General features: G+C 41.1%; 16 protein-coding genes. 9 read left to right on the top strand and 7 right to left on the bottom strand.

Annotation, left to right across the window (positions count from 1 at the left end; translation table 11 throughout):
- Positions 1-5 precede the first annotated feature (5 nt).
- From BQ7997_RS07500 to BQ7997_RS07485, 4 genes are all read right to left on the bottom strand, one after another.
- A complete protein-coding gene (locus tag BQ7997_RS07500; RefSeq protein WP_073345117.1) occupies positions 6-1,145 on the bottom strand; it encodes a glycoside hydrolase family 18 in 1,140 nt (379 codons plus the stop codon).
- A gap of 27 nt (positions 1,146-1,172) precedes the next feature.
- On the bottom strand, positions 1,173-2,723 hold the full coding sequence (locus BQ7997_RS07495; RefSeq protein WP_073345110.1) for a SusD/RagB family nutrient-binding outer membrane lipoprotein: 1,551 nt from the start codon (positions 2,721-2,723) through the stop codon (positions 1,173-1,175).
- Positions 2,724-2,740: 17 nt separating this feature from the next.
- Positions 2,741-5,539, bottom strand: coding sequence for a SusC/RagA family TonB-linked outer membrane protein (locus BQ7997_RS07490; RefSeq protein ID WP_097677765.1), 2,799 nt, complete (start codon positions 5,537-5,539; stop codon positions 2,741-2,743).
- Between the two features lie 162 nt (positions 5,540-5,701).
- Positions 5,702-6,937 (bottom strand): site-specific integrase, encoded by a 1,236-nt coding sequence (locus BQ7997_RS07485; RefSeq protein WP_073345105.1) that lies wholly within the window; start codon positions 6,935-6,937, stop codon positions 5,702-5,704.
- A gap of 377 nt (positions 6,938-7,314) precedes the next feature.
- Between BQ7997_RS07485 and BQ7997_RS07480 the strand changes: the two genes are divergently transcribed.
- From BQ7997_RS07480 to BQ7997_RS07465, 4 genes are read left to right on the top strand one after another with little or no spacing between them, the layout of a single operon-like run.
- Positions 7,315-10,617 carry a SusC/RagA family TonB-linked outer membrane protein gene (locus BQ7997_RS07480; RefSeq protein WP_073345101.1) on the top strand — a complete coding sequence of 1,101 codons (3,303 nt, stop codon included), beginning with the start codon at positions 7,315-7,317 and terminating at the stop codon, positions 10,615-10,617.
- A gap of 11 nt (positions 10,618-10,628) precedes the next feature.
- Positions 10,629-12,266 carry a SusD/RagB family nutrient-binding outer membrane lipoprotein gene (locus BQ7997_RS07475; protein ID WP_022139749.1) on the top strand — a complete coding sequence of 546 codons (1,638 nt, stop codon included), beginning with the start codon at positions 10,629-10,631 and terminating at the stop codon, positions 12,264-12,266.
- Positions 12,267-12,315: 49 nt separating this feature from the next.
- Positions 12,316-13,413, top strand: coding sequence for an endo-beta-N-acetylglucosaminidase family protein (locus tag BQ7997_RS07470; RefSeq protein WP_022139750.1), 1,098 nt, complete (start codon positions 12,316-12,318; stop codon positions 13,411-13,413).
- 20 nt (positions 13,414-13,433) lie between these two features.
- Positions 13,434-14,615: a BT_3987 domain-containing protein gene (locus BQ7997_RS07465; protein ID WP_073345099.1), complete on the top strand. Its 1,182-nt coding sequence runs from the start codon at positions 13,434-13,436 to the stop codon at positions 14,613-14,615.
- A gap of 179 nt (positions 14,616-14,794) precedes the next feature.
- On the opposite strand, the gene BQ7997_RS07460 is transcribed toward BQ7997_RS07465, so the two are convergent.
- Positions 14,795-15,790 carry a FecR family protein gene (locus BQ7997_RS07460; RefSeq protein ID WP_073345096.1) on the bottom strand — a complete coding sequence of 332 codons (996 nt, stop codon included), beginning with the start codon at positions 15,788-15,790 and terminating at the stop codon, positions 14,795-14,797.
- A gap of 160 nt (positions 15,791-15,950) precedes the next feature.
- On the opposite strand from BQ7997_RS07460, the gene BQ7997_RS07455 reads away from it, so the two are divergent.
- Genes BQ7997_RS07455 through BQ7997_RS07435 form a run of 5 tightly spaced genes read left to right on the top strand, consistent with a single transcriptional unit; the run spans position 15,951 to position 24,151 of the window.
- Positions 15,951-16,562, top strand: a complete 612-nt coding sequence (locus tag BQ7997_RS07455) for an RNA polymerase sigma-70 factor (protein WP_022139753.1) — start codon at positions 15,951-15,953, stop codon at positions 16,560-16,562.
- Positions 16,563-16,579: 17 nt separating this feature from the next.
- Positions 16,580-19,753, top strand: a complete 3,174-nt coding sequence (locus tag BQ7997_RS07450) for a UvrD-helicase domain-containing protein (RefSeq protein WP_073345093.1) — start codon at positions 16,580-16,582, stop codon at positions 19,751-19,753.
- A 13-nt stretch (positions 19,754-19,766) separates the two neighbouring features.
- Positions 19,767-20,387 (top strand): radical SAM protein, encoded by a 621-nt coding sequence (locus tag BQ7997_RS07445; RefSeq protein ID WP_073345091.1) that lies wholly within the window; start codon positions 19,767-19,769, stop codon positions 20,385-20,387.
- 2 nt (positions 20,388-20,389) lie between these two features.
- On the top strand, positions 20,390-21,241 hold the full coding sequence (locus BQ7997_RS07440; protein ID WP_073345088.1) for an energy transducer TonB: 852 nt from the start codon (positions 20,390-20,392) through the stop codon (positions 21,239-21,241).
- Between the two features lie 30 nt (positions 21,242-21,271).
- A complete protein-coding gene (locus tag BQ7997_RS07435) occupies positions 21,272-24,151 on the top strand; it encodes a PD-(D/E)XK nuclease family protein (protein WP_073345085.1) in 2,880 nt (959 codons plus the stop codon).
- Positions 24,152-24,355: 204 nt separating this feature from the next.
- Here the strand turns inward: BQ7997_RS07435 and BQ7997_RS07430 are convergent, their stop codons facing one another.
- Together BQ7997_RS07430 and BQ7997_RS07425 are read right to left on the bottom strand one after the other, a co-directional pair.
- The gene (locus tag BQ7997_RS07430) at positions 24,356-25,489 is read right to left on the bottom strand and encodes a hybrid sensor histidine kinase/response regulator (RefSeq protein WP_073345083.1); all 1,134 of its coding nucleotides are present in this window, start codon (positions 25,487-25,489) and stop codon (positions 24,356-24,358) included.
- A 30-nt stretch (positions 25,490-25,519) separates the two neighbouring features.
- On the bottom strand, positions 25,520-26,449 hold the full coding sequence (locus BQ7997_RS07425; protein ID WP_022139759.1) for a UDP-glucuronic acid decarboxylase family protein: 930 nt from the start codon (positions 26,447-26,449) through the stop codon (positions 25,520-25,522).
- Positions 26,450-26,473 lie beyond the last annotated feature (24 nt).

Below are 26,473 nucleotides of genomic sequence, written 5' to 3'. Positions count from 1 at the left end.
TTACATTAATTTTTAAGTAATGAATGTGATGAGGGATTCATGATTTGAATAGCATGACGTATATTTTTATATTCAGGTGAAGTTCCATACTCTGCTTCCATATGATAGGTTCCTGCACCACCTTTGCGGAAACCATTACTTGGTTGCCAGCGTGCCATTCCTTCAAGAGATTTCATTTTATTACCATAACGATCAGTGTAATCATATCCGCCGTTCATAGCAGCGTCGGTAGCCTCGAAATTCTCGGTCATGATGGTCATCTTTGTAATTTGTTCTTCAGACATGACACTACTATATGTTTGAACAAGTCCTGCACCTGCCACGCCACCTGTAATAAGACGTTTGTCAAGTTTTGAATCACTACCAGGACTGCTGTCATTGTAAGCCTGAATGATAAAATAGTCAAAATATAGCCCGACTTCAGGTCTACCCGTTATGCTCTGTGGTTCACCGTCAATAACTAATAATTTGCCGGTTCCTGATTTCGGACCGAAATATTTGCCTAGCTCATCAACGAATGCAAACATTCTATCATCTTCGTCTACGATATTACCAGGATTACCGAAATTGGGTTCATAGTCGATATCAAACCCATCGTAACCATATTTGTTTACTGTATCGGCAATGGCACTTGCATATTTGCGAATGGATGCTTCAATTGCTTCCTTATTTGATTCATCGGAAGGCCATCCCCAAAAATCGTTTACAGCTTCTTTTTCGGATGAAAATCCCATATTTTCCCAATTATCACGAATATTCTGCGGAGTAATTTGATCGCCCACACTTCTGATAATAAAACACATAGTAAAACGAGTTCCTTTAATTTGTTGGCAAAATTGTAGATCTTTTTTTTGAGCTTCTGTTATGTTCGACCAATTTCCCCAAATAGAAACAATATCTACACTATCAGGAATACCGGCTAAAGAACTCTTCATAAAAGCACCTTCACCACTCCAACCACCGAACCAACCGAAAGCAACTTGATGATCAGTTTTCTTATAAGCCCTTAAAGCTGCATAATATTCATCTGACACGATTGATTCCGGAAAAGTTTTTGCTTCCGACTCCGTCCAATCACTGCAACCTATCAAAGATGTTGTTGCCAATGATATGAGTACAATGTATAATAAATAAATTTTCTTCATAAAAGTCCTTTTTATGCATTATATAAATTAGTTCTTTTTCGCCCATTTCAGATCAGTGGCTTCATTATCAGCACCGCCAAGTTCTGCAACCCCTTGATCATAATTGGCTTTATTATTCTGCGCCTCTGTATAAGGGAAACTCAAACGACGCATACCACGCTGGCTGCTCACGCCACAGTCAGATAAATTGTCGATGCAAGGATAAAGTTCCGGATAGCCTGTACGACGATATTCAGCCCATGCCTCGAGTCCCAGTGGATAATTGGCAATCCACTTTTGAGTAATGATACGCTGGAAATTCTTCCCATTTACATTGTCAGCTTCGCTATCATTCCACTTCACACTAACGGTATTAGTAATCGTAGCAGTAGCGTTTTGTACAGCGTCACTTTCATGTGATACCACTGGAGCTTCATCTATCTTCAGATATTCGGTAGCTGAAACCTGATACTGCTCCATAGACAAATTGATGCCGTCTTCATAGTAAACTTTTGCCGTTTTAGTGCCTACATTCCAGCCACGCAATTTTCCTTCAGCACGTAAAAAAGCTGTTTCAGCAGCACAGAAAACCATTAATTTAGAAGTTGCCGTATAGGCAGGAATAGAGAAACCTGCTGCGTCTGCCTTTTTAAAATCAACATCGCCTGTACGCATACCTACATATTGATCTGTTTTTCCGGTAAGAGTAGATTTATTAAAAAATTTCGACATACGCGGGTCATCATATGCGTTCATATAATCTACAATATTTGCATTCACCCGCAAATCTCCCCAACTGACAGCGGCCAGCTGATATGGATTACTTTGTGTTCCACAAGAAAGCATGGCATTGTCCGAATTACTTTCAATCAAGCCGGCTTTATGTATTACTGCAGCTTCAGCCGCTTCCTTAGCAATACCAGGCCATGTTCCGCTAATTCGCATTGCAACACGTAAGCGCATTGAATTTGCCAATTTCGCCCAACCGGAATAATTTCCCTCAAAAACAGGATCATTAGCTCCTAATGGTGCATTACCATTAGTCTCTACATAATAATTATACAGAACGTCAGCAGCATTGGCTAAATCACTTAATATATTTGTGTAGACCTGTTCCTGAGTATCATAAGAAACATAAAAATTGCCTTTCTTCACTTGGCTATAAGGCATCGGTCCATAACAGTCTGCAACACGGAGCATTGTTATGGCACGTATCATGCAAGCAAAAGCATAATAATGTCCCGTAGAATTTGTCGCTTCTTGTATCTGGAAAAAGTTTCCATATATTTTTTCAAACGGAGTATTCCAGGGAGTAGCATTCCATGCATCACTTTGATTGAATGTACTAAAATTAGTTCCACTCCATGTGTTAGAACAACACAAGTAACCGCCTAACTGCCCCACCATCTGGTCTTGCATTTGAGAGTCATTCTGCTGAATATTCACAATTGTTTCAATCATAGATTTCATCAGAGTAGCCGGGTCAGCATCATGGATCTGATATTGATTCGTATTATACTCTTCAAATTTATCAGTACAACTTCCTGCCAGCAACAAGAGAGCGGCACCGACCGTGATATTTCTTAAATATTTTCTCATAACATTAGCTTTTTCTTTTAGAATTGAACTTTCACATTAAAACCGAAATTACGCAAGCTAGGTTGCATAAAGTAGTCTACATTCATATAATAGTTACTGGAAGTAGAAGCAGACAATTCCGGATCAAACGGAGCTTTACAGTAAATCATCCATAGATTACGTCCTACGACACCCAAAGTAACATTTGCTACATTTTTAAACCACTTTCTTGGAAGTGTATAATTCAAGCTTAATTCTTGTAAACGTACATTGGTTGCACTATATAAGTAGTAACGACCATAACCACCTTCACCTGTACTGATAGTCTGATAATACTTCTGGGCATCAACCTTACCATTATTGATGGGCGTACCACCATTATCACGGACAGAAGCAGATACTTCAGACACTCCATAATAATCCAAAATACCTTGAGTAGCCGAGTAAGCTAATCCACCTACACGTGCGGACAACACAACCCCCAAGTCAATACCTTTGTAAGTGAAATGATTGATCCATCCTAAATTGAAGTCAGCATCCAGATTGCCGACTTTCACTGGAGTATTTGATGAAGTAATCCCCAGATTACCATTCTGGTCAACTTTTATATTACCATTATTATCCTTGGTCAGTTGGTTATATACATAGATATCGGTCATAGAACCGCCTTCTGTCAGAATAACACGGGGAGCTACATTTTCTTTACCTAACCAACCTACATTCATCTCGTCCATCTGAATAGCCTCTCCGGTCACCGGATTAACACTACCACTAGCTAACCGTTTCACCTTGTTGCGATTTAAAGTAAAAGTTGCATTAGAAGACCAACCGAAACCTGCCCATTTATCACTAAATCCTAAAGCCAGTTCAATACCTTGATTCTGCACATCACCTGCTTGAACTATTGCTTGTTTATAACCGGAAGATGACGGAATATCCACCTTAAATGTCTGATTCAATGTATTGGAACGGTAATAAGTAGCATCCAGGCTAAAGCGATTCTCCCAGAATTTCAAATTTAAACCAATTTCCCATGATTTTGTTTTTTCCGGTTTCATGTTTTCCATCGGATAAACGGTTGGATTTGCCCAATTATGTGTCTGGCTATTGTATTCATATCCGGGATTAGTAAGGAAGCGATCGAAAGAAGATGCTACCACTGTATAGGAACCACGTACTTTAGCATAAGTTATCAACTCCGGAAGTTCAACCATTTCTGACAGTAAAGCCGACAAACCAACTGACGGATAGAAGAATGATTTTTGTTTGGAGAAAGCTAATTTAGAATCCCAGTCATTTCGTCCTGTCAATGTTAAATACAACTGATTTTTCCAACTTAATTCTGCGCTGGCAAAAATGCTCTGAATTTCATCTTTATATCCGGTAGGATCCGGTTTGTAATTAGAAGAGAAATTTATATTATTAACCTGAAAGAAGTTCGGAATGACCAAGTCACCGGCAAAATACAATTGATCCATTGAAGTATGGTAAATGGAAGCCCCCACATTGGCAGTCAAATGGAAATCACCGAAAGTCTTGTCTATATTAGCCAAAACATCTGCATACAAAGAACGTTCTTGCCGCATGGCATCCTCGAAACCACCACTTACTCCACAAAATGTGGTTAATGTAGAAGCTGACTTCTCATTCTTGTTCCGATAATCAGAGTTGTCCAGATTCACACGTCCTACGATGTTAATCCAATCTGTCACCTTCCATTTCAAAGAAGCGTTCAGCATATAACGTTTTTTATCGGAAGTACGGATTATACGGTTCTGTACCCAATACGGATTCTGTAATGACAAACTTGCATCTCCATAAGGCCAATACTGTTCCATATAACCGTAATTTGTGTTGTAACGTTCATACAAACGGATTTCATCAAAATTATCTCCGCGGGGAAATAAATACAATGCAGGAAGTGGATTATAATACTGCCCTTGGGAAACCATGTTTTTATTATTTTGAATAATATATTGCGCACCAATATCCAAAGTCAATCTGTCATTCAGGAAATTCGTAGTATTACGTGCTGTAAAATTATAACGATTATAAGAGTTGTTAGGAAGAATACCACCAGAATTAGTAGTAGAAGCTGAAAGATAAGTCTGATTCTTTGAATTCCCGGTAGACAAAGCTACTGAGTTGATAACATTCGTACCAGTTTCAAAAAAATTAGATGGATCATATCTGCGGTCTGTCAGTTCTCCCCAACTAAACAATCCAGAGCTTGTACCATAGCGATTCTGCATATCAGGCATAATATATGCTTTGGAAAAAGTAGTGCTATTAGACACCGTAATCGTAGTTTTCTCAGTCTGCCCTTTTTTAGTAGTAATCAAAACCACCCCATTGGCAGCAGAAGAACCATAAAGAGCAGCTGCAGAAGGTCCGGTCATCATACTGATACTAGCAATATCGTCTGGATTTAAGTCTGCTACGGCATCCGACCCACCCATGTCACCAAATAATCCTTCACCACCGCTTTTACCTGTATTGAAGATAGGTACACCATCAATCACATATAATGCATTATTGTCTTTAGTTAATGATTTCATACCACGCATTACGACACGTGCTGCACCACCAGCGCCAGTAGCACCACTACTGATTTGAACCCCTGCCACCTTTCCAGCTAACGAATTCATAAAGTTAGCATCCTTTACAGCTGTTATTTCGTCGCCTTTTACCTCTTGTACATTATAACTTAATGCCTTTGTTGCACGCTTGATACCCAAGGCAGTAACAACCACTTCATCCAATGTTTGAGTATCTTCTCCCATTACTATTTTCAGAGGCTGTGCATTGGCCAGCGTGATTGCTTGGGAGAAATGTATCTTATTTGAATATTTTTTCTGAATAAATATGGTTTATTCCTTTTGTAACTGATAATAGATACTATGAAGGACACCTATCACTCTTGATTTTTCACAAATCATTTTGTTGTTCTATATGAAAGGACAAGGGCTGTACATGCAATTTGCATGCATTATCTTAGTCTATAGATTGAACTCGATTAATAATTGAGCGTTTCTGATTCTTTCTTCCTTTTCGAAGTAGGCTAAATAGTTCTCCGTAACAGCTAAATTTGAATGTCCCAAGCTTTCAGAAATATATGATGTTTTAGCACCGGCGCGTTTGAGTACTGTAGCAAATGAATGCCGTGCAGTATAGGTTGTCAGTTGTGCAATGCCCATACTTAAAGCTATCTTTTTGAGTCTTCTATTGCATTTAGTAACGATACGTCGTACCAATCTGATTCTTTCAAATGCATTTTCAGTTCCTTTAGCATATTTAAAAATATATGTCTGCGGAGTCAATTGTGGATTTCCCCATTTATGAATGATTCTCCACATTTCAGGAGTTATGGTCGCATGTATCTCTTTGTTATGTTTCGTCGTTCTGGATGTTTTGGAACGCACAAAGCATATTTCTCCATCTACAATATTCGAATATTGAAGGAATAATAAATCCATAAAATTAATTCCATTGCATAAATAAGAAAATACCCATAGGTCGCGGAATTCCTCTACTGTTTTTGTCCCGTCTTGATATGACATTATTTTTTTTATTTCTGGGAGGGTAAGTGCTAGTTTACGTCCGCAGCCTTCAGGAATCTCGTATCTATTTTTTCCGAAAGGAAAAGACGATTCTTTTAAAAATCCGTCACGTATCGCACGATTTAATATACATTTTAAAGCTCTAAAATAAATACTGATACTTGAATAGCTTTTGCCTTCTGAAAGCCAATAACGCTCGCAGTGTTTGAGCCAATCAACCGTTATCCTTTCCAACGGGATATATGTACCACCAAAATTCTCTAAACTTTTCAAAGCACTTTGATAATTTAAATAAGTACTAGCCTGCTCATTATCTTTCAATTCTTTCATCTTTAAGTAGAAGGCACTATGCAAATTCATATCTTTTATTTGCCTTCCTAGCTTTATATTCAAAGCTTCAATGCTAAATTCCCCTTTCTGTATCAATTCGTTAACTTGTTGTTTAATAGTAGAAAAGCTGCTTTCAATATCTGACCGTATTTCAGTTAATAACCTACTTTTAGCTTTTAGTAATCTTTCCCACTCTTCTTTTGACAGTTCCTTTCCAGTCGAGTAGTATTTTTGTTTTCTTCTAAATACTACTTGAACTTTAACAGGGAACAATCCACTCTTTTTGGCTCTTCTGGTATCTAATATGGTTAATACTGAAACTCCATCTCTTGAAAATTTGAACATAAAATAAATGTTTATATCTATACATTAATTTAAGCATATAAGAATTGTATGCAAAACGCATGCAAAGATAATAAATCAGCCTAATTATAATGAATACATAATACTCTATTTATCAAATATTTATGTATAATATTTTCAATTAAGAATTTGATTTTTTTATTTTTCTCAAAAAAAATCTTATCTTCGTTTAGTAAGGTTGCAATATAAAATGTACTACTATTGAATAAGCGCTTATGAAAAAATGTTTTAAGTGTAACCTTTAAATTTAGTGATTATGAGAAACAGAGATACATGAAACCTTTGTATAGGAAGCGATAATATTACTTATCGTTTTATTAAATTTTACCTAAAAACTATTTCTAATTAATAAGAATAAGATGAAAGAAATTATAAAACACAAGTTTCCGTACTTGTTATTCTTCCTTTTGTTGTTTTCGTCTTTTGCTTCAGTTTATGGGCAAGAACGAACGGTCACTCTTAATCTATCAAAAGTACCCCTAAACACTGCATTGAAAGAAATTGAGAAGCAAACTTCAATGTCAGTAGTATATAACACAAATGATGTCGATATCAATCGCATCATATCTATCAAAGTATCAAAAGAGTCTTTGAATAATGTAATGAATCAATTATTCAAAGGTATCAATACCAGTTTTTCAATAGTTGATAACCATATTGTACTTTCTGCTAAAAATATCAAAGTAGACCAACAGAAAAAAACACCAATTGCCGCAAGTGGTACTATAACAGATGCAAAAGGTGAACCGTTGATCGGAGTTAGTGTCTTAGTAAAAGGAACTTCAAATGGTACTATTACTGATATGGATGGAAATTTCAAAATACAGACTGCAAAAGGTGATGTACTTGAAGTATCCTATATTGGTTATGCCTCCCAAGCAATCACGCTGGCCAATGCACAGCCTCTGAAAATAGTAATGGGAGAAGATACTCAAACACTGGATGAAGTGGTTGTTACTGCCTTGGGTATCAAGCGTTCTGAGAAAGCACTGAGCTATAACGTTCAGCAAGTGAAAGGTGACGACTTGACGGCAGTCAAAGATGCCAACTTTATGAACTCACTGAATGGTAAAGTTGCCGGTGTAAATATACAGCGTAGTGCATCCGGTGTAGGTGGTGGTACTCGTGTTGTGATGCGTGGTAACAAATCTATTGCAGGTCAAAACAATGTATTATATGTAGTAGATGGTGTTCCTATCGGAAATAAGGCAGATCGTTCCGGAGATGGTACAGGTTTCGGCGGAGCAACTTCCGGTGAAGGTATCGCTAACTTCAATCCGGACGATATCGAAAGCCTATCCGTATTGACAGGTCCGTCGGCTGCCGCATTGTATGGAGCCAATGCCGCTAATGGCGTTATCCTGATTAACACCAAGAAAGGCACCGAAGGTGCAATGCGTCTGAATGTATCTTCTTCTGTCGAGTTCGCAAATCCCTTTGTAATGCCGGAATTTCAAAATACGTATGGGAATCTGACAGGTGATTACTTCTCTTGGGGCGATAAAATGGAAAAACCATCTTCATGGGAACCCAGAGACTTTTTTAATACCGGAGCTACATTCAACAATTCGTTTAATCTCTCGATGGGGACGGAAAAGAACCAGACCTATATCTCCGCATCAGCCGTCAACTCTACCGGCATGGTAGAAAATAACAAATATCATCGGTATAACGTAACATTCCGCAATACGGCTAAATTTCTAAAGGATAAACTGACTTTGGATGTATCCGCCAGTTATGTGCGCGAGTTCTACAACAACATGATATCCTTCGGTACATACTTTAATCCCATAGTAGGGGCATACCTCTATCCGAGAGGGATGAATTTTGAAAGTGAAAAATATTTTGAACGCTACAACAATGAGTTGGGGTATAATAAACAAAGCTGGCAACCGGGAGGCATGGGTATGGACGTGCAAAATCCTTATTGGATTGCTTATCGCAACTTGCGTCCTGAAGCAAAAGACCGCTATATGCTCTATGCCAATCTGAAATATGACATTACGGAGTACTTGAATGTCGCAGGTCGTGCCCGCATTGATAATACATATTCCGAATCGGAAGACAAGCGTTACGCTTCCACCATTAGTACCTTTGCGGGAGACAACGGCCGATATAGATACTCCAACGAGTTCTATAAACAGAAATATGCCGATATTATGGTAAACTTCGACAAGCAATTTGCCCAAATTTACCACGCTACGGTCAATGCCGGCGCATCTTTCGAGGAATATGATACAAAAGGTCATGGTTATGGCGGCGATTTATTGCTTGTTCCCAATAAATTTACTTATGGAAATGTAAATTCAGCCGTTGCCAGTGTTTATGAGACAGGAGGCGATTCGCGTACACAAAACTTCGCAGCTTTTGCTTCGGCAGAGCTTTCATGGAATTCGGCTTTGTATCTCACACTGACCGGCCGTGCCGACAAACCGTCGCAACTGGTGAACAGTAAAGAAGAATGGATTTTCTATCCGTCGGTGGGTCTTTCGGCTATCGTTACCGAGCTTTTACCGAACAGTCTTCGTGAAAGCATACAACCGGTATTAGGCTATTTCAAAATCAGAGGTTCTTATACCGAAGTAGGCTCTCCTATTCCATTTACGGGTCTGACACCGGGAACCATTACCCATAAACTGGAAAATGGTACAGTAGCTCCTTTCGAATATTATCCTTTAAGTGATTTGAAGGCAGAACGTACCCGATCCTACGAATTGGGTATCGACTCCAGATGGTTTAACAACACCGTTACTTTAGGGGTTACGATATATCAGTCTAACACGTACAACCAGTTGTTGAAAGCGGATATGCCGGGAACCAGCGGATATAAATATATGTATGTGCAAGCCGGTAATGTGCAGAATAGAGGTATCGAATTGACGCTAGGTTACGACCAGACATTCGGTGACTTTAACTACAATACGACTTTCACCGCCACTTCCAACAAGAATAAGATAAAGAAACTGGCTTCCGACGTGAAGAATCCTGTCAGTGGCGAACTGATGGATTTGAGTGATATCAAACTCGGTCGTTTTCGTCTTCGTGAAGGTGGTGAAGTGGGTGCTTTGTATGCCGACCGCCGGGTGGAGAAAAACGATGAAGGTTATATCCCTTACACTCCCGGACAGACCATAGCGACAGAAAACACCACACCGTTCAAGATTGGCACAGTCAATCCGAAATGGAATCTAGGTTGGAGACATGGATTCAACTACAAAGGCATCAATGCCAGTGTCATGTTTACCGCAAGAATCGGCGGCAACGTGATTTCTAAAACTCAAGCTACGCTTGACCGTTTCGGCGTATCAAAAGCATCTGCAGATGCGCGGGAGGCAGGCTACGTGATGCTGGGTAATATAAAGATGAAGCCGCAAGATTATTATGGAACAATCTACGATTTAGACTCCTATTATGTTTATTCAGCTACCAATATCCGTTTGCAGGAAGCCAGCATAGGCTATACGCTGCCTAACAAATGGTTTGGTAATGTGGTGAAAAACGTGAACATCTCTGTATATGGAACCAATTTATGGATGATTTACAACAAAGCTCCATATGATCCTGAACTAACTGCTTCAACCGGTACGTTCGGTCAAGGTTACGACTATTTTATGTTGCCTAGCAGTCGCACTTACGGATTTAGTTTGAAATTTGGATTCTAATTATTGATATTATGAAAATGAAGAAATACTTATTATTAATCTTTTCGCTAAGTTTCTTAACTGCTTGTGAAGATTATGTTGACATAAATAAAAGTACTACGGGTGTGACGGATGGAGATCTGGAAGCAGGCGGATTGATATACGGCACACAGTTGATGGATATGCAACAGCGGGTTATTCCTATCGGCTCGCCGAGTAAGACAACCGAACCGGGCAATGACCTGGCAGTTACGGACGTGATGTCATCCGGTCAGTATATAGGTTATTTCGGGATGAATAACAACTGGAGGTTGGGCACGGAAGCAACTTGGGATTTTGCAGACAATCGAATGAACTATGCATACGAACAGCTTTACATGAAAGTATATCAGCCTTGGGTGCAGATATACCAAAAAATCGGGACGAGCGATGAGCCTGAGAAACAAGAAATTATGGCCATATTTAATGTAGTGAAAGTTGCAGGTTGGTTAAGAGCTACCGATTGTTTCGGTCCTATCGTATATACCAATGCAGGAAACGGTGACATCGCTCCGGCACTCGACAAACAGGAAGATGTGTATAAGGCTATGCTGAAAGATTTGGCTACTTGTGCAGATATTCTCAACAAAGCGACTTCGAAGATTATGCCCAAATATGATTTAATCTATGATGGGGACCCCGTGAAATGGACGAAACTCACCAATTCGTTAATGCTGAGAATGGCTGTCCGCGTTCATTTTGTGAATGAAGCTCTAGCAAAGGAATACATTGCGAAAGCATTGGACCCTAAGAATGGAGGCGTGATTGAAAGCAAAGCTGACGAAGCTAAAATCGGTAATACAAGCAAGTACCCGTTACTCAATTCTTTAATCGCCACAATTGATTATAAAGAAAACCGTATGGGCGCCACAGCCTGGTCTTACCTCACCGGTTATAGCGATCCGCGTTTGGAAAAGTACTATACGCAAGGTACATATAACGAAATAAAAGGATATTATTGCATTGCTCCTGGCAATACTCAAGGACAGGGAACGGGTAGGAATAGCGCCGAATTTGCATCTTCTCCCAAAGTGGAAAATGCAGATCCTTTGTATTGGTTCAGAGCTTCCGAAACTTATTTCTTAAAAGCTGAAGCGGCATTATATGACTTGATAGCAGAAGACGTAAAGAACTTGTATGAAGCGGGCGTGAAAATGTCTATGGAAGAATGGGGCATTACAGATGCAGCAGCTACTGCCTACTTAAGCAAAGGCAGTGTAAAACCGGCAGCGTTGACTACAAGTGATTATCATTATTCCAATTATTCTAATCCCTACGGTTTTGACATCACTGCCGGAAACGTTTCTCCCAAATGGGATGCCGCTGCTTCGGAAGAAGGAAAATTGCAACAGATCATTACTCAGAAATATCTGGCTCTCTATCCTAATGGAGTAGAAGCGTGGACGGAATATCGCAGAACAGGTTATCCTTATCTGGCAGATCTCTTTGACAGCAACTTACCCAATAAGATAGGTGCAGATGCAAAAGCCCGGACACCGGAACGTTTCAGCTTTTCAACAAAGGAACATCAGGGCAACCCTAATATGTCGTCTCTTTCTACCTTGCTAAATGGTCCGGATAAAGGGGGTACTAAACTTTGGTGGGTACGTTCTGGCAGGCCTGTCCAGTAATAACCATTCAGTTACTTGTTTTAATAATCAATGAACAACAATTAATATTATGAGATTACGTAATTATTTATACATTGGTATTGCAGCTTTGAGCTTTGTAGCCTGTTCTGATTGGACAGAGACAGAGCGTGTGACGTTCCCCGAACAAGAAGATATAACACGCCACATCCCTTTTATTGAAGCACAGGGAGAGGAGGATTTAATGCCTTCGCAACGTGAATATTATCGCCAACTCAGAGAGTACCGTAAAACTCCTCATGTGAAGGGTTTCGGCTGGTATGGAAACTGGACCGGTAAAGGTACGAATCCTCAGAATTATCTGAAGATGTTGCCCGATAGTGTAGACTTTGTTTCGCTGTGGGGAGCCAGAGGTTACTTATCTGACGAACAGAAAGCAGACTTGAAATTCTTCCAAGAGGTAAAAGGTGGGAAAGCCCTGCTTTGTTGGATTGTTCAGGATATTGGTTCCGCCATTACTCCACAAGGTAAGGATATGCACCAATACTGGGTAGAAGAACTAGGTGAGGGTGATCCTGTAAAAGGAAGTATCGCTTATGCAAATGCTATTTGTGACACTATTGAGAAATATAATATAGATGGTTTTGATATTGACTACGAACCGGGATATGGACATTCGGGAACCATAGCTAATGGTCAGGAAATAAGCCCGAAAGGTAATACAAAAATGCAAGCCTTTATAGAAACTTTGAGTGCCCGTTTACGTCCTGCAGGCAGAATGCTGGTAATGGATGGGCAACCGGATCTTTTGTCTACAGAAACATCTAAATTAATAGATCATTATATCTATCAGGCTTATTGGGAAAGTAATACAAATAGTGTTATCAGGAAAATCAATCATCCGCATTTAGAGGATTGGGAGCGTAAAACCATTATCACAGCTGAGTTTGAACAAGGTTGGAGAACCGGTGGCATTACCTATTATTCCAGTTCTGTGCGTCCTGAATTCAGGTATATTAATGGGGCACAACTCTTTGATTATGCAACGATGGACTTGCCTAGTGGCAAACGAATCGGTGGCATAGGTACTTATCACATGGAGTATGATTTTGCCAACGAACCTTCTTACAAGTGGTTGAGAACTGCTCTTTATTATGGTAACCAGGTTTATCCCGGCAAATTTGAATAAACTTTTAATCAGAAAGAAAAATGAAAAAAATAGTTATGACTCTGTTCGGTGCATTGCTTCTAGCAGGTTGCCAGAACGAATTATATACGGAATCTCAAAAAGATAACGGAAGCGGTCAAGGTGCATACATTGCCGCTGAGGGTCCTATTCAGATTTTCGTAGAAGAGGGTAGAGAATATTTCATCAAAGATGTGAAAGTCGGATTGACGGTAAAGGAGGACAAAGCATTCGATGTTCCTTTAATCGTTGGTGACCAGACACAACTTGACGAATACAACAAGAAGAATAACACATCCTATCTGATGTTACCGCCCGAAATGTATGAGATACCGACTGTTATGAACTTCAAACCCAATCTGGCTATGCAGTCCATACCGGTTTCATTGAAAAATCTGAAATTTTCATTGAAAGGAGATTATGCATTGCCTATCCGTTTGTCTAATGGCTCTGCCTATCCGATTCCGGGTGAAGAAGAAGCGTTGCTTATTCTAGAGAAACGTACGCGTACCAAAGTACTTCTTATGAATGGCTCAGGAAGTGAGAGTGACAAAATGTTCCCACAGGACTTTAAGGTGAAACAATGGACTATGGAAGCTATGGTTAAGCGTTCTGCATACAATGCCAACAATAGGTCTATCGGGGGAACAAAACTGGTTGCCAATGCCGGACCTCATGATGAAATTTACACTCGGTTTGGAGATGTAACCATTGATCCCAATCAATTGCAAATAAAAACGGGGTCTGCTCAAATAGATGTTCCGAAGAATAAATTTGCCGCTAAACCCAATGAATGGTATATGCTTACGTTTGTGTATGACGGTAAAACAACTTATGTGTATGTAAATGGCGATCTGGTAGCATCCAGTGAGATTAGGGACGGAGAGTATGGCCTGATTGGTTTCTGGATAGGGGGCGCCAACGAATATATCCGCGAAGTTCGTTTCTGGGATATCGCGCGCACTCAACAGCAAATCAAAGCATTTACTTGGAAAATGGTAAATCCGGACGAAAAAGGATTGTTGCTTTACTATCCGTGTAACGGGCTAAAACGTAATCACGAGACCGGTGAAATCACAGAAGATGATACTATGATATGGAACTGGGCTACTTATTACGACGGCGATAAGGATAATCTGAATCTTCCGATGAAAGGCAGATTTGATGATAACGGTGGCAAAATGTTTGTATTCCCTGCCGAGTAATAAAGACTAAGATAGAGAATTAAAATCTCTTAAACCAAGCACATCGTTCAATCAACTGTAGAAAGAGCGATGTGCTTATCTAGGCTCACATTATTTTCATGGGTAACAATAAAGGCATGCCAGCTAACCCGACATGCCTTCTATCTCAACCACTTTTTTCTTCTATAAATATCTCTATTTTATTTCTTCTTTATCAACCGAATCACTCGTCCGTTTTTCTTATAATCAAAATGATTGGTATGCATCAAAACATTAAGAATTTCATCCGGTGTGCTATCAGTTGAGAATTCACCGGTAAATCGTTCCGTCTTCAAAGCATCATCCTCATAGACAAATTTAATATCATACAACTTTTCCATGACATTGGTAATCTCCAATAGCGAATGTTGCTTGAACATCAGTTTGCCGTTAATCCACAAAAGAACATCCGTAGGTTGGTTATACTCAATCAGTTCAGCCTGATAAGTATCCGTATTCACGTTCAATGTTTGTCCCGGTTTCAGCAAATAGCCATTATCCTCTGTCCGTGGAGAATCCACCCGAACCAAACCTTGAAGTAATGTAGTCACTACCCTATTCTCTTCATTGCGTGCACGTACATTGAATTTGGTACCTAGCACACATGTCTTGATTTGCTTGCTGTTAACTATAAACGGAGCACGCTTGTTATGAGCTACCTCAAAATAGGCTTCACCCGACAAGTCAACCTGACGGTCCGAGCTCCAGAAAGAATTATGATAAACCAGTTTTGAAGATGCATTCAACCATACCTTACTACCATCCGGCAGTACAGTCTGCGCCCTTTGTCCCGCCACAGTCAGCACTTCATAATCCGAAAGTTTATTGGATAGCAATCCCCAGGTAACTCCGCCTGCAAAAACGAGTCCGGCAAGGAAAGCAGCGGCCACAGTACTATAACGTCCCCAACGGATTGACATATTCTTCCGTCTGGCCTTCTTCTCTTTCTCCCGGATAGCCGACTTGAATTTATCTAATGACGCCTCTGTATCTACAGCATTCATCATCGCTACCCGGTCACCTACGAAAAGAGTGTAGTAAAGCTGTTCCAGAATTTTCCGGTTCTCCGGAGTCTCCTTGTACCAGGCTTCCACCCGTCCAGCTTCCTCATCATTACATTCACCTCGTAGATAACTCAACAAGATTATTTCATCCATGTCTATTCAATCTTTTTACAATAAAAAATATAATACCTTTGTAGTAATACAGTTGGCAGCACAAATATACTAAACTCAGAAAGAAAAAAATATTTTTCTCCCCTTTTTATTTCTTTTCTCTACTTCTTTCATTATTTTTGTCTTACAAATTAAAAAGAGAATGTCACAATCTCCAATATTTCTAGATATTAACAATAATAAATCTGTCATCAACGCTCTGAAAGCAGGCGAAGAAAAAGTTTTTGACGCAGTATACCGTCATTACTTTCGTCGATTGTGTGCATTCTGCTCACAGTACGTTGGTGAACAGGAAGAAATTGAAGAGATTGTACAGGAAACGATGATGTGGTTATGGGAGAACCGTTCAAGTCTCATGCCGGAGCTGACACTGAAAACCCTTCTCTTTACGATAGTTAAAAACAAAGCACTAAACCGTCTTTCCCATTTCGAAATCAAACGGAAAGTGCATCAGGAAATCGTGGAGAAATATGAAGGTGAATTCAATAATCCTGATTTTTATTTGGAAAATGAACTTCTACGATTATATGAAGAAGCACTGAAGCAGCTCCCTAAAGAATACCGCGAAGCGTATGAAATGAATCGTAATCAACGGTTAACTCACAAGGAGATAGCCGAAAGGCTCAAAGTTTCTCCACAAACAATCAATTATAGAATCGGACAGGCTTTGAAGCTACTGCGAGTGGCGTTAAAAGACTATCTACCCTTATTCTTACTTTATTTCGGAACTGATTTTATGAAAAGGTTCTATTAATCCTGATATTACACAGTATGAACAGTGAACTTCTTGTTTATAAGGCCTCTGCAGGTTCGGGCAAAACATTTACCCTGGCCGTAGAATATATTAAGCTACTCATTCTTAATCCGTATGCCTATCGGCAAATTCTGGCTGTGACCTTCACGAACAAGGCCACGGCAGAAATGAAAGAACGTATTCTCAGCCAGCTTTATGGTATCCAGACAGGTGACAAAGATTCTGAAGCCTATCTCAATCGTATCAAGGAAGAGACGGACAAGACGGAACAAGAGATACGTGAAGCAGCCGGTATTGCCCTCGGCTATATGCTACATGACTATAGCCGTTTTCGGGTAGAAACAATCGACTCATTCTTCCAGTCCGTCATGCGTAATCTGGCACGTGAACTGGAACTTAGTCCGAACCTGAATATAGAACTGAACAATACCGAAGTGCTTAGTGACGCAGTAGACAGTATGATAGAAAAGTTGGGGCCAACTTCTCCTGTCCTTGCCTGGCTGTTAGACTATATCAACGAGCGGATTGCCGACGATAAACGTTGGAACGTATCGGACGAAGTAAAGAGTTTCGGACGCAATATCTTCGATGAAGGCTACATTGAAAAAGGAGAAAAACTTCGGGAACGGTTGCGCAATCCGGATACTATCAAAGAATACCGTAAACACCTGAAAGCCTTGGAGACTGAAGTTCTGGAACAAATGAAAGGCTTTTACGACCAATTTGAAGGAGAACTGGACGGACACGCATTGACTGCCGATGACCTGAAAGGCGGTTCACGCGGAATCGGCAGTTACTTCCGTAAACTCAACAATGGAGTTTTAAGCAACGACATACGTAATGCCACAGTGGAAAAATGCTTGGAAGACGCCAAGAACTGGGCAGCAAAGACTTCCCCCCGCTATGCGGACATCATTAATTTAGCATCTTCCACTCTTATGCAAATCCTGGAAGATGCTGAAAAGCTACGCTCTAAAAATAATCTGTTGCTGAACAGTTGCCGACTATCCCTGCAACATCTCAATAAGGTACAGCTTCTCGCCAATATTGACGAAGAAGTACGCCAACTGAACCACGATAACAACCGGTTCTTACTATCAGACACCAATGCCCTACTCCACCAATTAGTGAAAGACGGCGATTCCTCTTTCGTATTCGAAAAGATAGGAACGAATATCCGCAATGTCATGATAGACGAGTTCCAAGATACCAGCCGGATGCAATGGGGCAACTTCAAACTGCTTTTACTGGAAGGATTATCCCAAGGGGCAAACAGCCTGATTGTCGGAGACGTAAAGCAATCCATCTACCGTTGGAGAAACGGTGATTGGGGAATTCTCAACGGTCTGAATGACCATATCGAACATTTCCCGATTCGTGTCAAGACATTGGCTACCAACCGAAGAAGTGAAACCAATATCATCCGATTCAACAATCATATCTTTACGGCTGCTGCCGACTATCTGAACGGAGTCTACAAGGCTCAACTCGGCAAAGACTGCGAAGACTTGCAAAAAGCCTATGCGGACGTAGTACAGGAATCTCCCCGAAGCGTGGAAAAAGGATATGTAAAAGTCTCTTTTCTCGAACCCGATGAAGAGCACGACTATACCGAACAGACACTAATCAGCCTGGGAGCAGAAGTAGAACATCTGCTTGCCAATGGTGTGCGGTTGAATGATATAGCCATCCTTGTACGAAAGAACAAAAGCATCCCCCGTATCGCCGATTATTTCGACAAAGAGTTGCATTACAAAATAGTATCGGATGAAGCATTCCGCCTGAATGCTTCCTTGGCTATTTGTATGATGATGGATGCTTTGCGCTATCTCTCGGACGAAAAGAATAAGATAGCCCGTGCCCAACTGGCAGTGGCCTATCAGAACGAAGTCTTACAAAAAGGACTGGACTGGAACACGCTCCTGCTCCTTCCTGTCGAGAACTATCTCCCATCCGCATTCCTTGAAAGGATAAAAGAACTGAGACTAATGCCTCTCTATGAATTGTTAGAGGAACTATTCAGTATCTTCGAGATGAAAAACATCAAAGATCAGGACGCTTATCTGTTTGCCTTTTTCGATGCGGTAACGGATTACCTGCAAAAAAACTCTTCCGAGCTTGACGCATTTATTCGTTATTGGGACGAAACACTATGCAGCAAAACGATTCCAAGCGGAGAGGTGGAAGGAATCCGAATCTTCTCCATACATAAATCCAAAGGATTGGAATTCCATACAGTGCTCCTTCCTTTCTGCGACTGGAAATTAGAGAATGAGACGAATAACCAATTAGTATGGTGCGCTCCTCAGACAGCGCCGTTCAATGCCTTGGATATTCTTCCTATCAATTATTCCACGCAGATGGCGGAATCCATATACGGAAACGATTATCTGCATGAACGCCTGCAACTATGGGTAGACAATTTGAATTTACTGTACGTAGCTTTTACCCGTGCAGGAAAGAATCTTATCATTTGGAGTAAAAAGGCTCAAAAAGGTACAATGTCCGAACTATTGGCAAACGCACTTCCTGTCGTAGCCCTTAAAGAAGGAATAGATTGGGAAGAAGACTGTTATGAGCAAGGTAAACTCTGCCCTTCGGAAGAAGAGAAAGCAAAGACTTCTACCAATAAACTCACTCAGAAGCCGGAAAAGTTACCTGTTCAAATGGAATCCATGCGTCATGATATTGAATTCCGCCAGTCCAACCGCTCGGCGGATTTCATACAAGGAATTGAGGAAGAGGAATCTGACGACCGTTTTATCAATCGTGGACGTTTGCTGCACACCCTATTCTCCGTTATCGAAACAGCCGAGGATATTGAGCCCGCCATTGACCGGCTTATCTTTGAAGGAGTAATCAGAAACGAAGAAAAAGAAGAAATGGCACGTGAAGTCGCGCAAAAGGCTTTCTCATCTCCAGAAATACAAGACTGGTATTCGGGAGAATGGACACTGTTCAACGAATGTGCCATCATTTATAAGGAAAAAGGAATATTACAAACCCGCCGCCCCGACCGTGTGATGATGAAAAACGGTCAGGTCGTTGTCGTTGACTTTAAATTTGGTAAAGAGAATCCCAAATACAATAAACAAGTAAGAGGATATATGCAACTGCTCACAAAAATGGGATATAAGAATATCACCGGATATTTGTGGTATGTAGACGAAGAAAGAATAGAAAAAGTATAGATACAGCTAAAGGATGAAAACAGTACCCCTCATTGGCATTGCCCGTCATCGACTTACTATTGACGGTGAAGGAGTCACCACATTAGTGGCTTTTCACGGTTGTCCGTTGCGTTGTAAATATTGTCTTAATCCAACTTGCTTACAACCCGATGGAATTTGGAAAAACTACGACTGCACCCAACTCTATGAAGAGGTACGCAAAGACGAACTATACTTTCTGGCCAGTCGCGGCGGAGTCACTTTTGGCGGTGGTGAGCCATTGCTGCAAAGCAAGTTTATCCGGCAATTCCGTCAGTTATGCGGGCCGGAATGGAGAATTACTGTCGAAACGTCTCTTAATGTTCCGTTACAAAACATAGAAGAACTCACCACAGTCGTTGATAACTATATCATTGATATTAAAGATACCAACAATGATATTTATCAACAATATACAGGTAAAGACAATAAAAATGTATTCTCTAATCTTCAATATTTAATCGAGCATGGTAAAGCAGACCAGATCATCGTCCGTACCCCGCTCATTCCCTGCTACAATACAGAGAATGATATTGAGCACAGCATACAACTCTTGAAAGAAATGGGAATCACCCAATTCGACCGGTTCACTTATAAAACTCCAAAATCCTATTAGCCATGAAACGAGGAAAACAAACCTGCAAGATTCTAAAAGATATCCGCAGACAAATAGCTGAAGCAAATGATATTGAGTTCATCACCTCTGAATGTCAATATCAGGGTGATTGCCTGGGTACTTGTCCAAAATGTGAAGCAGAAGTCCGCTATTTGGAACAACAACTCGAACGAAAACGAATAGCTGGAAAAGCAGTCACCGTGCTAGGTATATCCGCAGGATTAGTAGCTATGTCTCCAATGACTTCTTGTACAAATTCTGCCAATAAAGGAACAAATCAGGAAATAATAAGCGATACTATCTCCAGCGAATGTACCTTTGGAGATATAGTTCCTATTACAGAGGAAGATACGGTTGTGGCATCCATTAAAGATATCCCCTCTCCCCCTCCCGTACCGGAAGTTCTTGGAATTATCGAACCTGTGGTAGAAGGAGAGGTAGTAGAGGGAGAAGTAAGTGAAGACACCATCAAGTCTGTTTCTCTTCCCGGATGGATTCCGCCCAAAATCGACAAGAAGCCTTCTGAAAATGATACGTTGCATATATCTGCCGTTATGCCCGAGTTTCCGGGCGGAGCACAGAAACTCATGTCATTTATAGCCAGAAACATTCAATATCCCAAAGAGATTGCACAAGGAGAGGCAGGTGCCCAAGGGCGTGTCATCGTTCAATTTATCGTAGACAAAGATGGCAATATCATCAATCCTAGAATTGTGCGTGGTGTAGACCCTTATTTAGATAAAGAAGCCTTACGGGTTGTCAATTTAATGCCTAAATGGAAACCGGGAGAATTAGGGGACGGCACAAAAGTCGCTGTCTATTATACTATTCCAGTCATGTTCCGACTGCAATAAATACTTTAACCAGAAAACATTTTAATCAATATGCAAACATTTCTCCAACTAGTCGCTCACGATTTATATTCCAAGATAGGAAACGACCTGTCACGTACGGTACTCGTTTTCCCGAACAAACGTGCTAATCTGTTTTTCAATGAATACCTGGCAGGAGAATCCGACCAACCGATTTGGGCTCCTGCTGCAATGAGTATCAGCGACCTGTTTCAGAAACTATCCGTACAAAAAGCCGGTGATCCTATCCGATTAGTTTGCGAGCTTTACAAAGTATTCAAGGAAGAAACACAAAGTCAGGAGACACTGGATGATTTCTACTTTTGGGGAGAGTTGTTAATCAGCGACTTCGATGATGTAGACAAAAATATGGTGGACGCAGACAAACTCTTCAGCAATCTGCAAGACTTGAAGAACCTGATGGATGACTATGACTTTCTGGACAAAGAGCAGGAAGAAGCTATCCAGCAATTCTTCCAGAATTTCTCTATCGAACGCCGGACGGAACTTAAAGAGAAATTTATTTCCCTTTGGGACAAGTTGGGGGCTATTTATCATCGCTATCAGGAGAACCTGACCGAACTAGGCATTGCCTACGAAGGTATGCTCTACCGGAATGTCATCGAGCAGCTCGATACCGACCGGCTCAAGTATGACAAATATATATTCGTCGGTTTTAATGTGCTGAATAAAGTAGAACACCAATTCTTCAAACTGCTGCAAGACGCAGATAAAGCCATGTTCTATTGGGATTATGATGTGTTCTATACCCAACAAATCAAGAAGCATGAAGCCGGAGAATTCCTCAAACGTAATCTTAGAGACTTCCCGAACGAACTTCCGGAAAGTTGTTTCGATTCTTTCAAATCACCCAAGAAAATACGCTATATCTCCGCTTCCACCGAGAATGCGCAAGCACGCTTTCTCCCCGAATGGGTGAAAGGTATTGCCAATGAGCAATCACAAATCGCAGAAGAAAACGAAAAGGAAAATGCCGTAGTACTCTGTAATGAAGCACTGTTACTGCCCGTACTCCATTCCATTCCGCAAGAAGTGAAGAACGTCAACATCACTATGGGATTCCCATTGGCACAAACTCCCGTCTACAGCTTTATCAACGCAGCGATGGAGTTGCAAACCAATGGTTATCGTACTGACACAGGCCGATTCACCTACGAAGCAGTATCAGCCATATTGAAGCATCCCTATACCCAACAACTATCCACGCATGCCATCTCACTGGAAAATGACTTGACAAGGACAAACCGTTTCTATCCGCTCCCATCGGAACTAAAACAGGATGATTTCTTAGCCAACCTCTTTACTCCCCGCAGTGGTATTAAAAATTTGTGTGATTACCTTGTCGGATTAATTAAAGACATCTCAACCATATACCGCAAAGAAGGAGAATATAACGATATTTTCAACCAACTTTATAGAGAATCCCTCTTCCAAAGCCATCTTAAAATCAACCGTCTTTACAGTTTGATTGAAAGTGGAGAACTAAACGTGCGCACCGATACATTGAAAAGACTGATTAGCAAAGTGCTGACTTCTTCCAATATCCCTTTCCACGGCGAACCCGCTATCGGAATGCAAGTAATGGGAGTACTGGAAACACGTAACCTCGACTTCCGCAACCTGATAATGCTATCTCTCAACGAAGGACAACTACCTAAATCCGGTGGGGAATCCTCATTCATTCCATATAATCTCCGGAAAGCCTTCGGAATGACGACTATCGAACACAAGAATGCAGTATATGCCTATTATTTCTACCGTCTGATACAACGGGCAGAAAACATCACCCTTCTCTATAATACCTCTTCAGATGGTCTGAACCGTGGAGAAGAATCCCGCTTCATGCTGCAACTATTAGTAGAAGGCCCTCACGAAATCACCCGTGAATACCTGGAAGCCGGACAATCTCCCCAAAGCACCCAAGAGATACAGATTGAAAAAACACCGGAAGTACTAAGACGCATCCATCGTGCTTACGATAGCAGTAATCCAAAATCTGTAATCCTTTCCCCCTCTGCCCTCAACGCCTACCTCGATTGCCGGCTGAGATTTTACTACCGATATGTAGCCGGACTGAAGACACCGGACGAAGTCAGTGCGGAAATAGACTCCGCCTTGTTCGGGACAATCTTCCATCTCTCCGCCCAACTGGCATATACCGACCTGACAGCCAATAGGAAAATGATACAGAAAGAAGATCTGGAACGCTTGCTGCGTGATGAAGTAAAGCTGCAAAGTTACGTCGACCGTGCATTCAAGCAAGAATTATTCAAAGTGGCTCCCGAAGAAAAGCCCGAATACAACGGAGTGCAACTCATCAACTCCAAAGTCATTGTCTCCTATCTGAAACAGTTGTTGCGTAATGACCTTCAGTATACTCCTTTCGAAATGGTCGCCATGGAAGAAAAAGTTTCGGAAGAAATAACCATCCAAACCGGACAAGGGCCGTTCACTCTCCGTTTGGGTGGAACAATAGACCGCATGGATGCGAAGGAAGGCACGCTGCGAATCGTTGACTACAAAACCGGTGGAAGTCCTAAAACGCCCGCCAACATAGAGCAATTGTTTACCCCGTCGGAGACACGCCCGAATTACATCTTCCAAACATTTCTATATGCCGCCATTATGAGCCGGAAACAGCCGCTGATGGTAGCTCCCGCCCTGCTTTATATCCACCGTGCAGCATCCGAGAGCTATTCACCTGTCGTTGAAATGGGAGAACCCCGCAAGCCCAAAATACCTGTGAATAACTTCGCTTTCTTTGAAGATGAGTTCCGCGAACGCCTGCAAGCACTATTAAAAGAGATTTTCGATGAGAAAGAAGCCTTTACGCAGACAGAAGACATAAAGAAATGTTCATACTGCGACTTCAAAGCTATTTGTAAACGATGATTTTCACCACGGATTATACGGATTCACACAGATTAGAATTCACGTACCGATTAAAATTCACGAGCCAATTAAAACTTACAACTTGAATTCCGTAGCAACCATTCTCTCATCAGGATGAAAATAAAAAAGCACGATTTGCATATCCATGCAAACCGTGCCCCATTATTTTCTAATCTGTGTGAATCCGTGTAATCTGTGGAAAACTTATCTTTCCAACAACGGAACCGAGAAGCTGAATGTAGACCCCTCGCCTTTCTTTGAAGTAAACCAAAGTTTACCACCATTCTTGACAACAAAGTCCTGACACAACAACAGTCCGAGTCCTGAACCTTCTTCATTGTTTGTACCGAAGGTACTATAATGAGTATCCGTATGCAGCAACTTCTTCTGATTCTCTTCGTCAATACCGCAACCACTGTCCTTCACGCTGACGATTGCCATGCCATCTTCTTCCGTCAATGACACTATCACTTCCGCACCCTCGTTACTAAACTTGATCGCGTTGCTGATTAAATTACGGATCACCGTCTTAATCATATCAATATCAGCACGCACAGCTACACCTGCCACAGGCACATCCTGTACAATCTTAATATTTTTCAAACTCGCCACCATCGTGAAGATTTCACTCACACCCTCTACGACCTCTACCATATTGATATCCTGATAAACCACCTTCAGCTTGCCAATCTGGCTCTTCGTCCATTTCAGCAAGTTATCAAGCAATGAGAATACATCCTCGGTCGTTTGGTTAGCCATCGTCAGCAGTTCATACATCTCTTCGCCGATTGTTTCACTCGGCAGATTCAGGATCAGCATATTCAGTACCATCTTGATAGACCCCATCGGCGAACGTAAGTCATGCGCAATCACAGAATAGAGTTTGTCACGTCCCATGATCGTCTTGCGCAACTCTTCCGTTTGCGCCACGATAATCCGCTTCGCGGCAACCAGTGAAATCTGGTGCGTCACACGGATAATCAGTTCTTCCTTATTGAACGGCTTCGATATGAAGTCATTCCCACCCACCTGGAATCCTTTCACGATGTCCGCGGTGCTATTAAGTGCAGTAAGGAAAATGATAGGGATCTCAGACATTTCCGGATCCGCTTTCATCTGCTGCGCCACTTCAAACCCACTGATATCGGGCATCATGACATCCAGCAATACAAGATCCGGCTTTTCCTTCTTTACCTGTTCCAATGCTTGCGTACCATTGCCGGCAGTCACAATATTGAATTTCTCATTGGTCAAAAGTACCTTCAGCAAAAGCACGTTTGAGATCACATCGTCCACAATGAGTACTTTATATTCAGAAGGATTAATTTCCATATTCATAATAATCGCGTTATAATATTTTTTTACACATCAAACTTTTTTAAAATACTCAATCATGCGCTTCAACCCATCTTCCAGTTCGATGGTCGGTTCCCAATCGAGTTTTCTTTTTGCCAGTGTTATATCCGGTTGGCGTTGTTTCGGATCATCGTCCGGCAAAGCCTTGAATACAATTTTTGAAGAAGAGCCGGTCATGCTGATTATTTTCTCCGCCAAACCGAGAACCGGAAATTCATTCGGGTTCCCGAGGTTCACAGGCCCGGTAAATTCATCTTCCGTATCCATCATTCTTATCATCCCCTCAATCAAATCATCAATATATTGGAAACTGCGTGTCTGTTTCCCGTCACCATAAATGGTAATGTCTTCATTATTCAATGCCTGTAAAATAAAATTAGAAACCACCCGTCCGTCATTCGGCAGCATCCGCGGCCCATACGTATTAAAAATACGGATAATCTTCACACGTACTTCGTTCTGACGGTGATAATCCATAAACAAGGTTTCCGCACAACGTTTCCCCTCATCATAACATGAGCGATATCCTACCGGGTTTACGTTTCCCCAATAAGTCTCCGGTTGAGGATGTACAATCGGATCTCCATACACTTCACTGGTAGAAGCCTGTAATATTTTGGCATTCAGCCTCATTGCCAGTCCCAACATATTGATAGCTCCCATCACAGATGTCTTGGCCGTCTGGATCGGGTCATGCTGATAGTGGATAGGAGATGCCGGACAAGCCAGATTATAAATTTCATCTACTTCAGCAGAATAAGGGTAAGTGACATCATGCCTTACTACCTCAAAATGATGGTTGTTCATCAAATGGGCGATGTTATCTTTCGAACCCGTAAAAAAATTATCAAGGCATATCACTTCGTGACCGTCGTTTATAAGCCGTGTACAGAGATGTGAGCCTATGAATCCGGCTCCCCCACTTACCAATATTCTTTTCATTATACGTTTTTCTATTGTTTACTA

The sequence above is a fragment of the Bacteroides congonensis genome, assembly GCF_900130125.1.
GTDB lineage: Bacteria > Bacteroidota > Bacteroidia > Bacteroidales > Bacteroidaceae > Bacteroides > Bacteroides congonensis.
The sequence above is the reverse complement of the archived record's forward strand: the minus strand, read 5'-3'. Positions and strand labels throughout refer to the sequence as shown.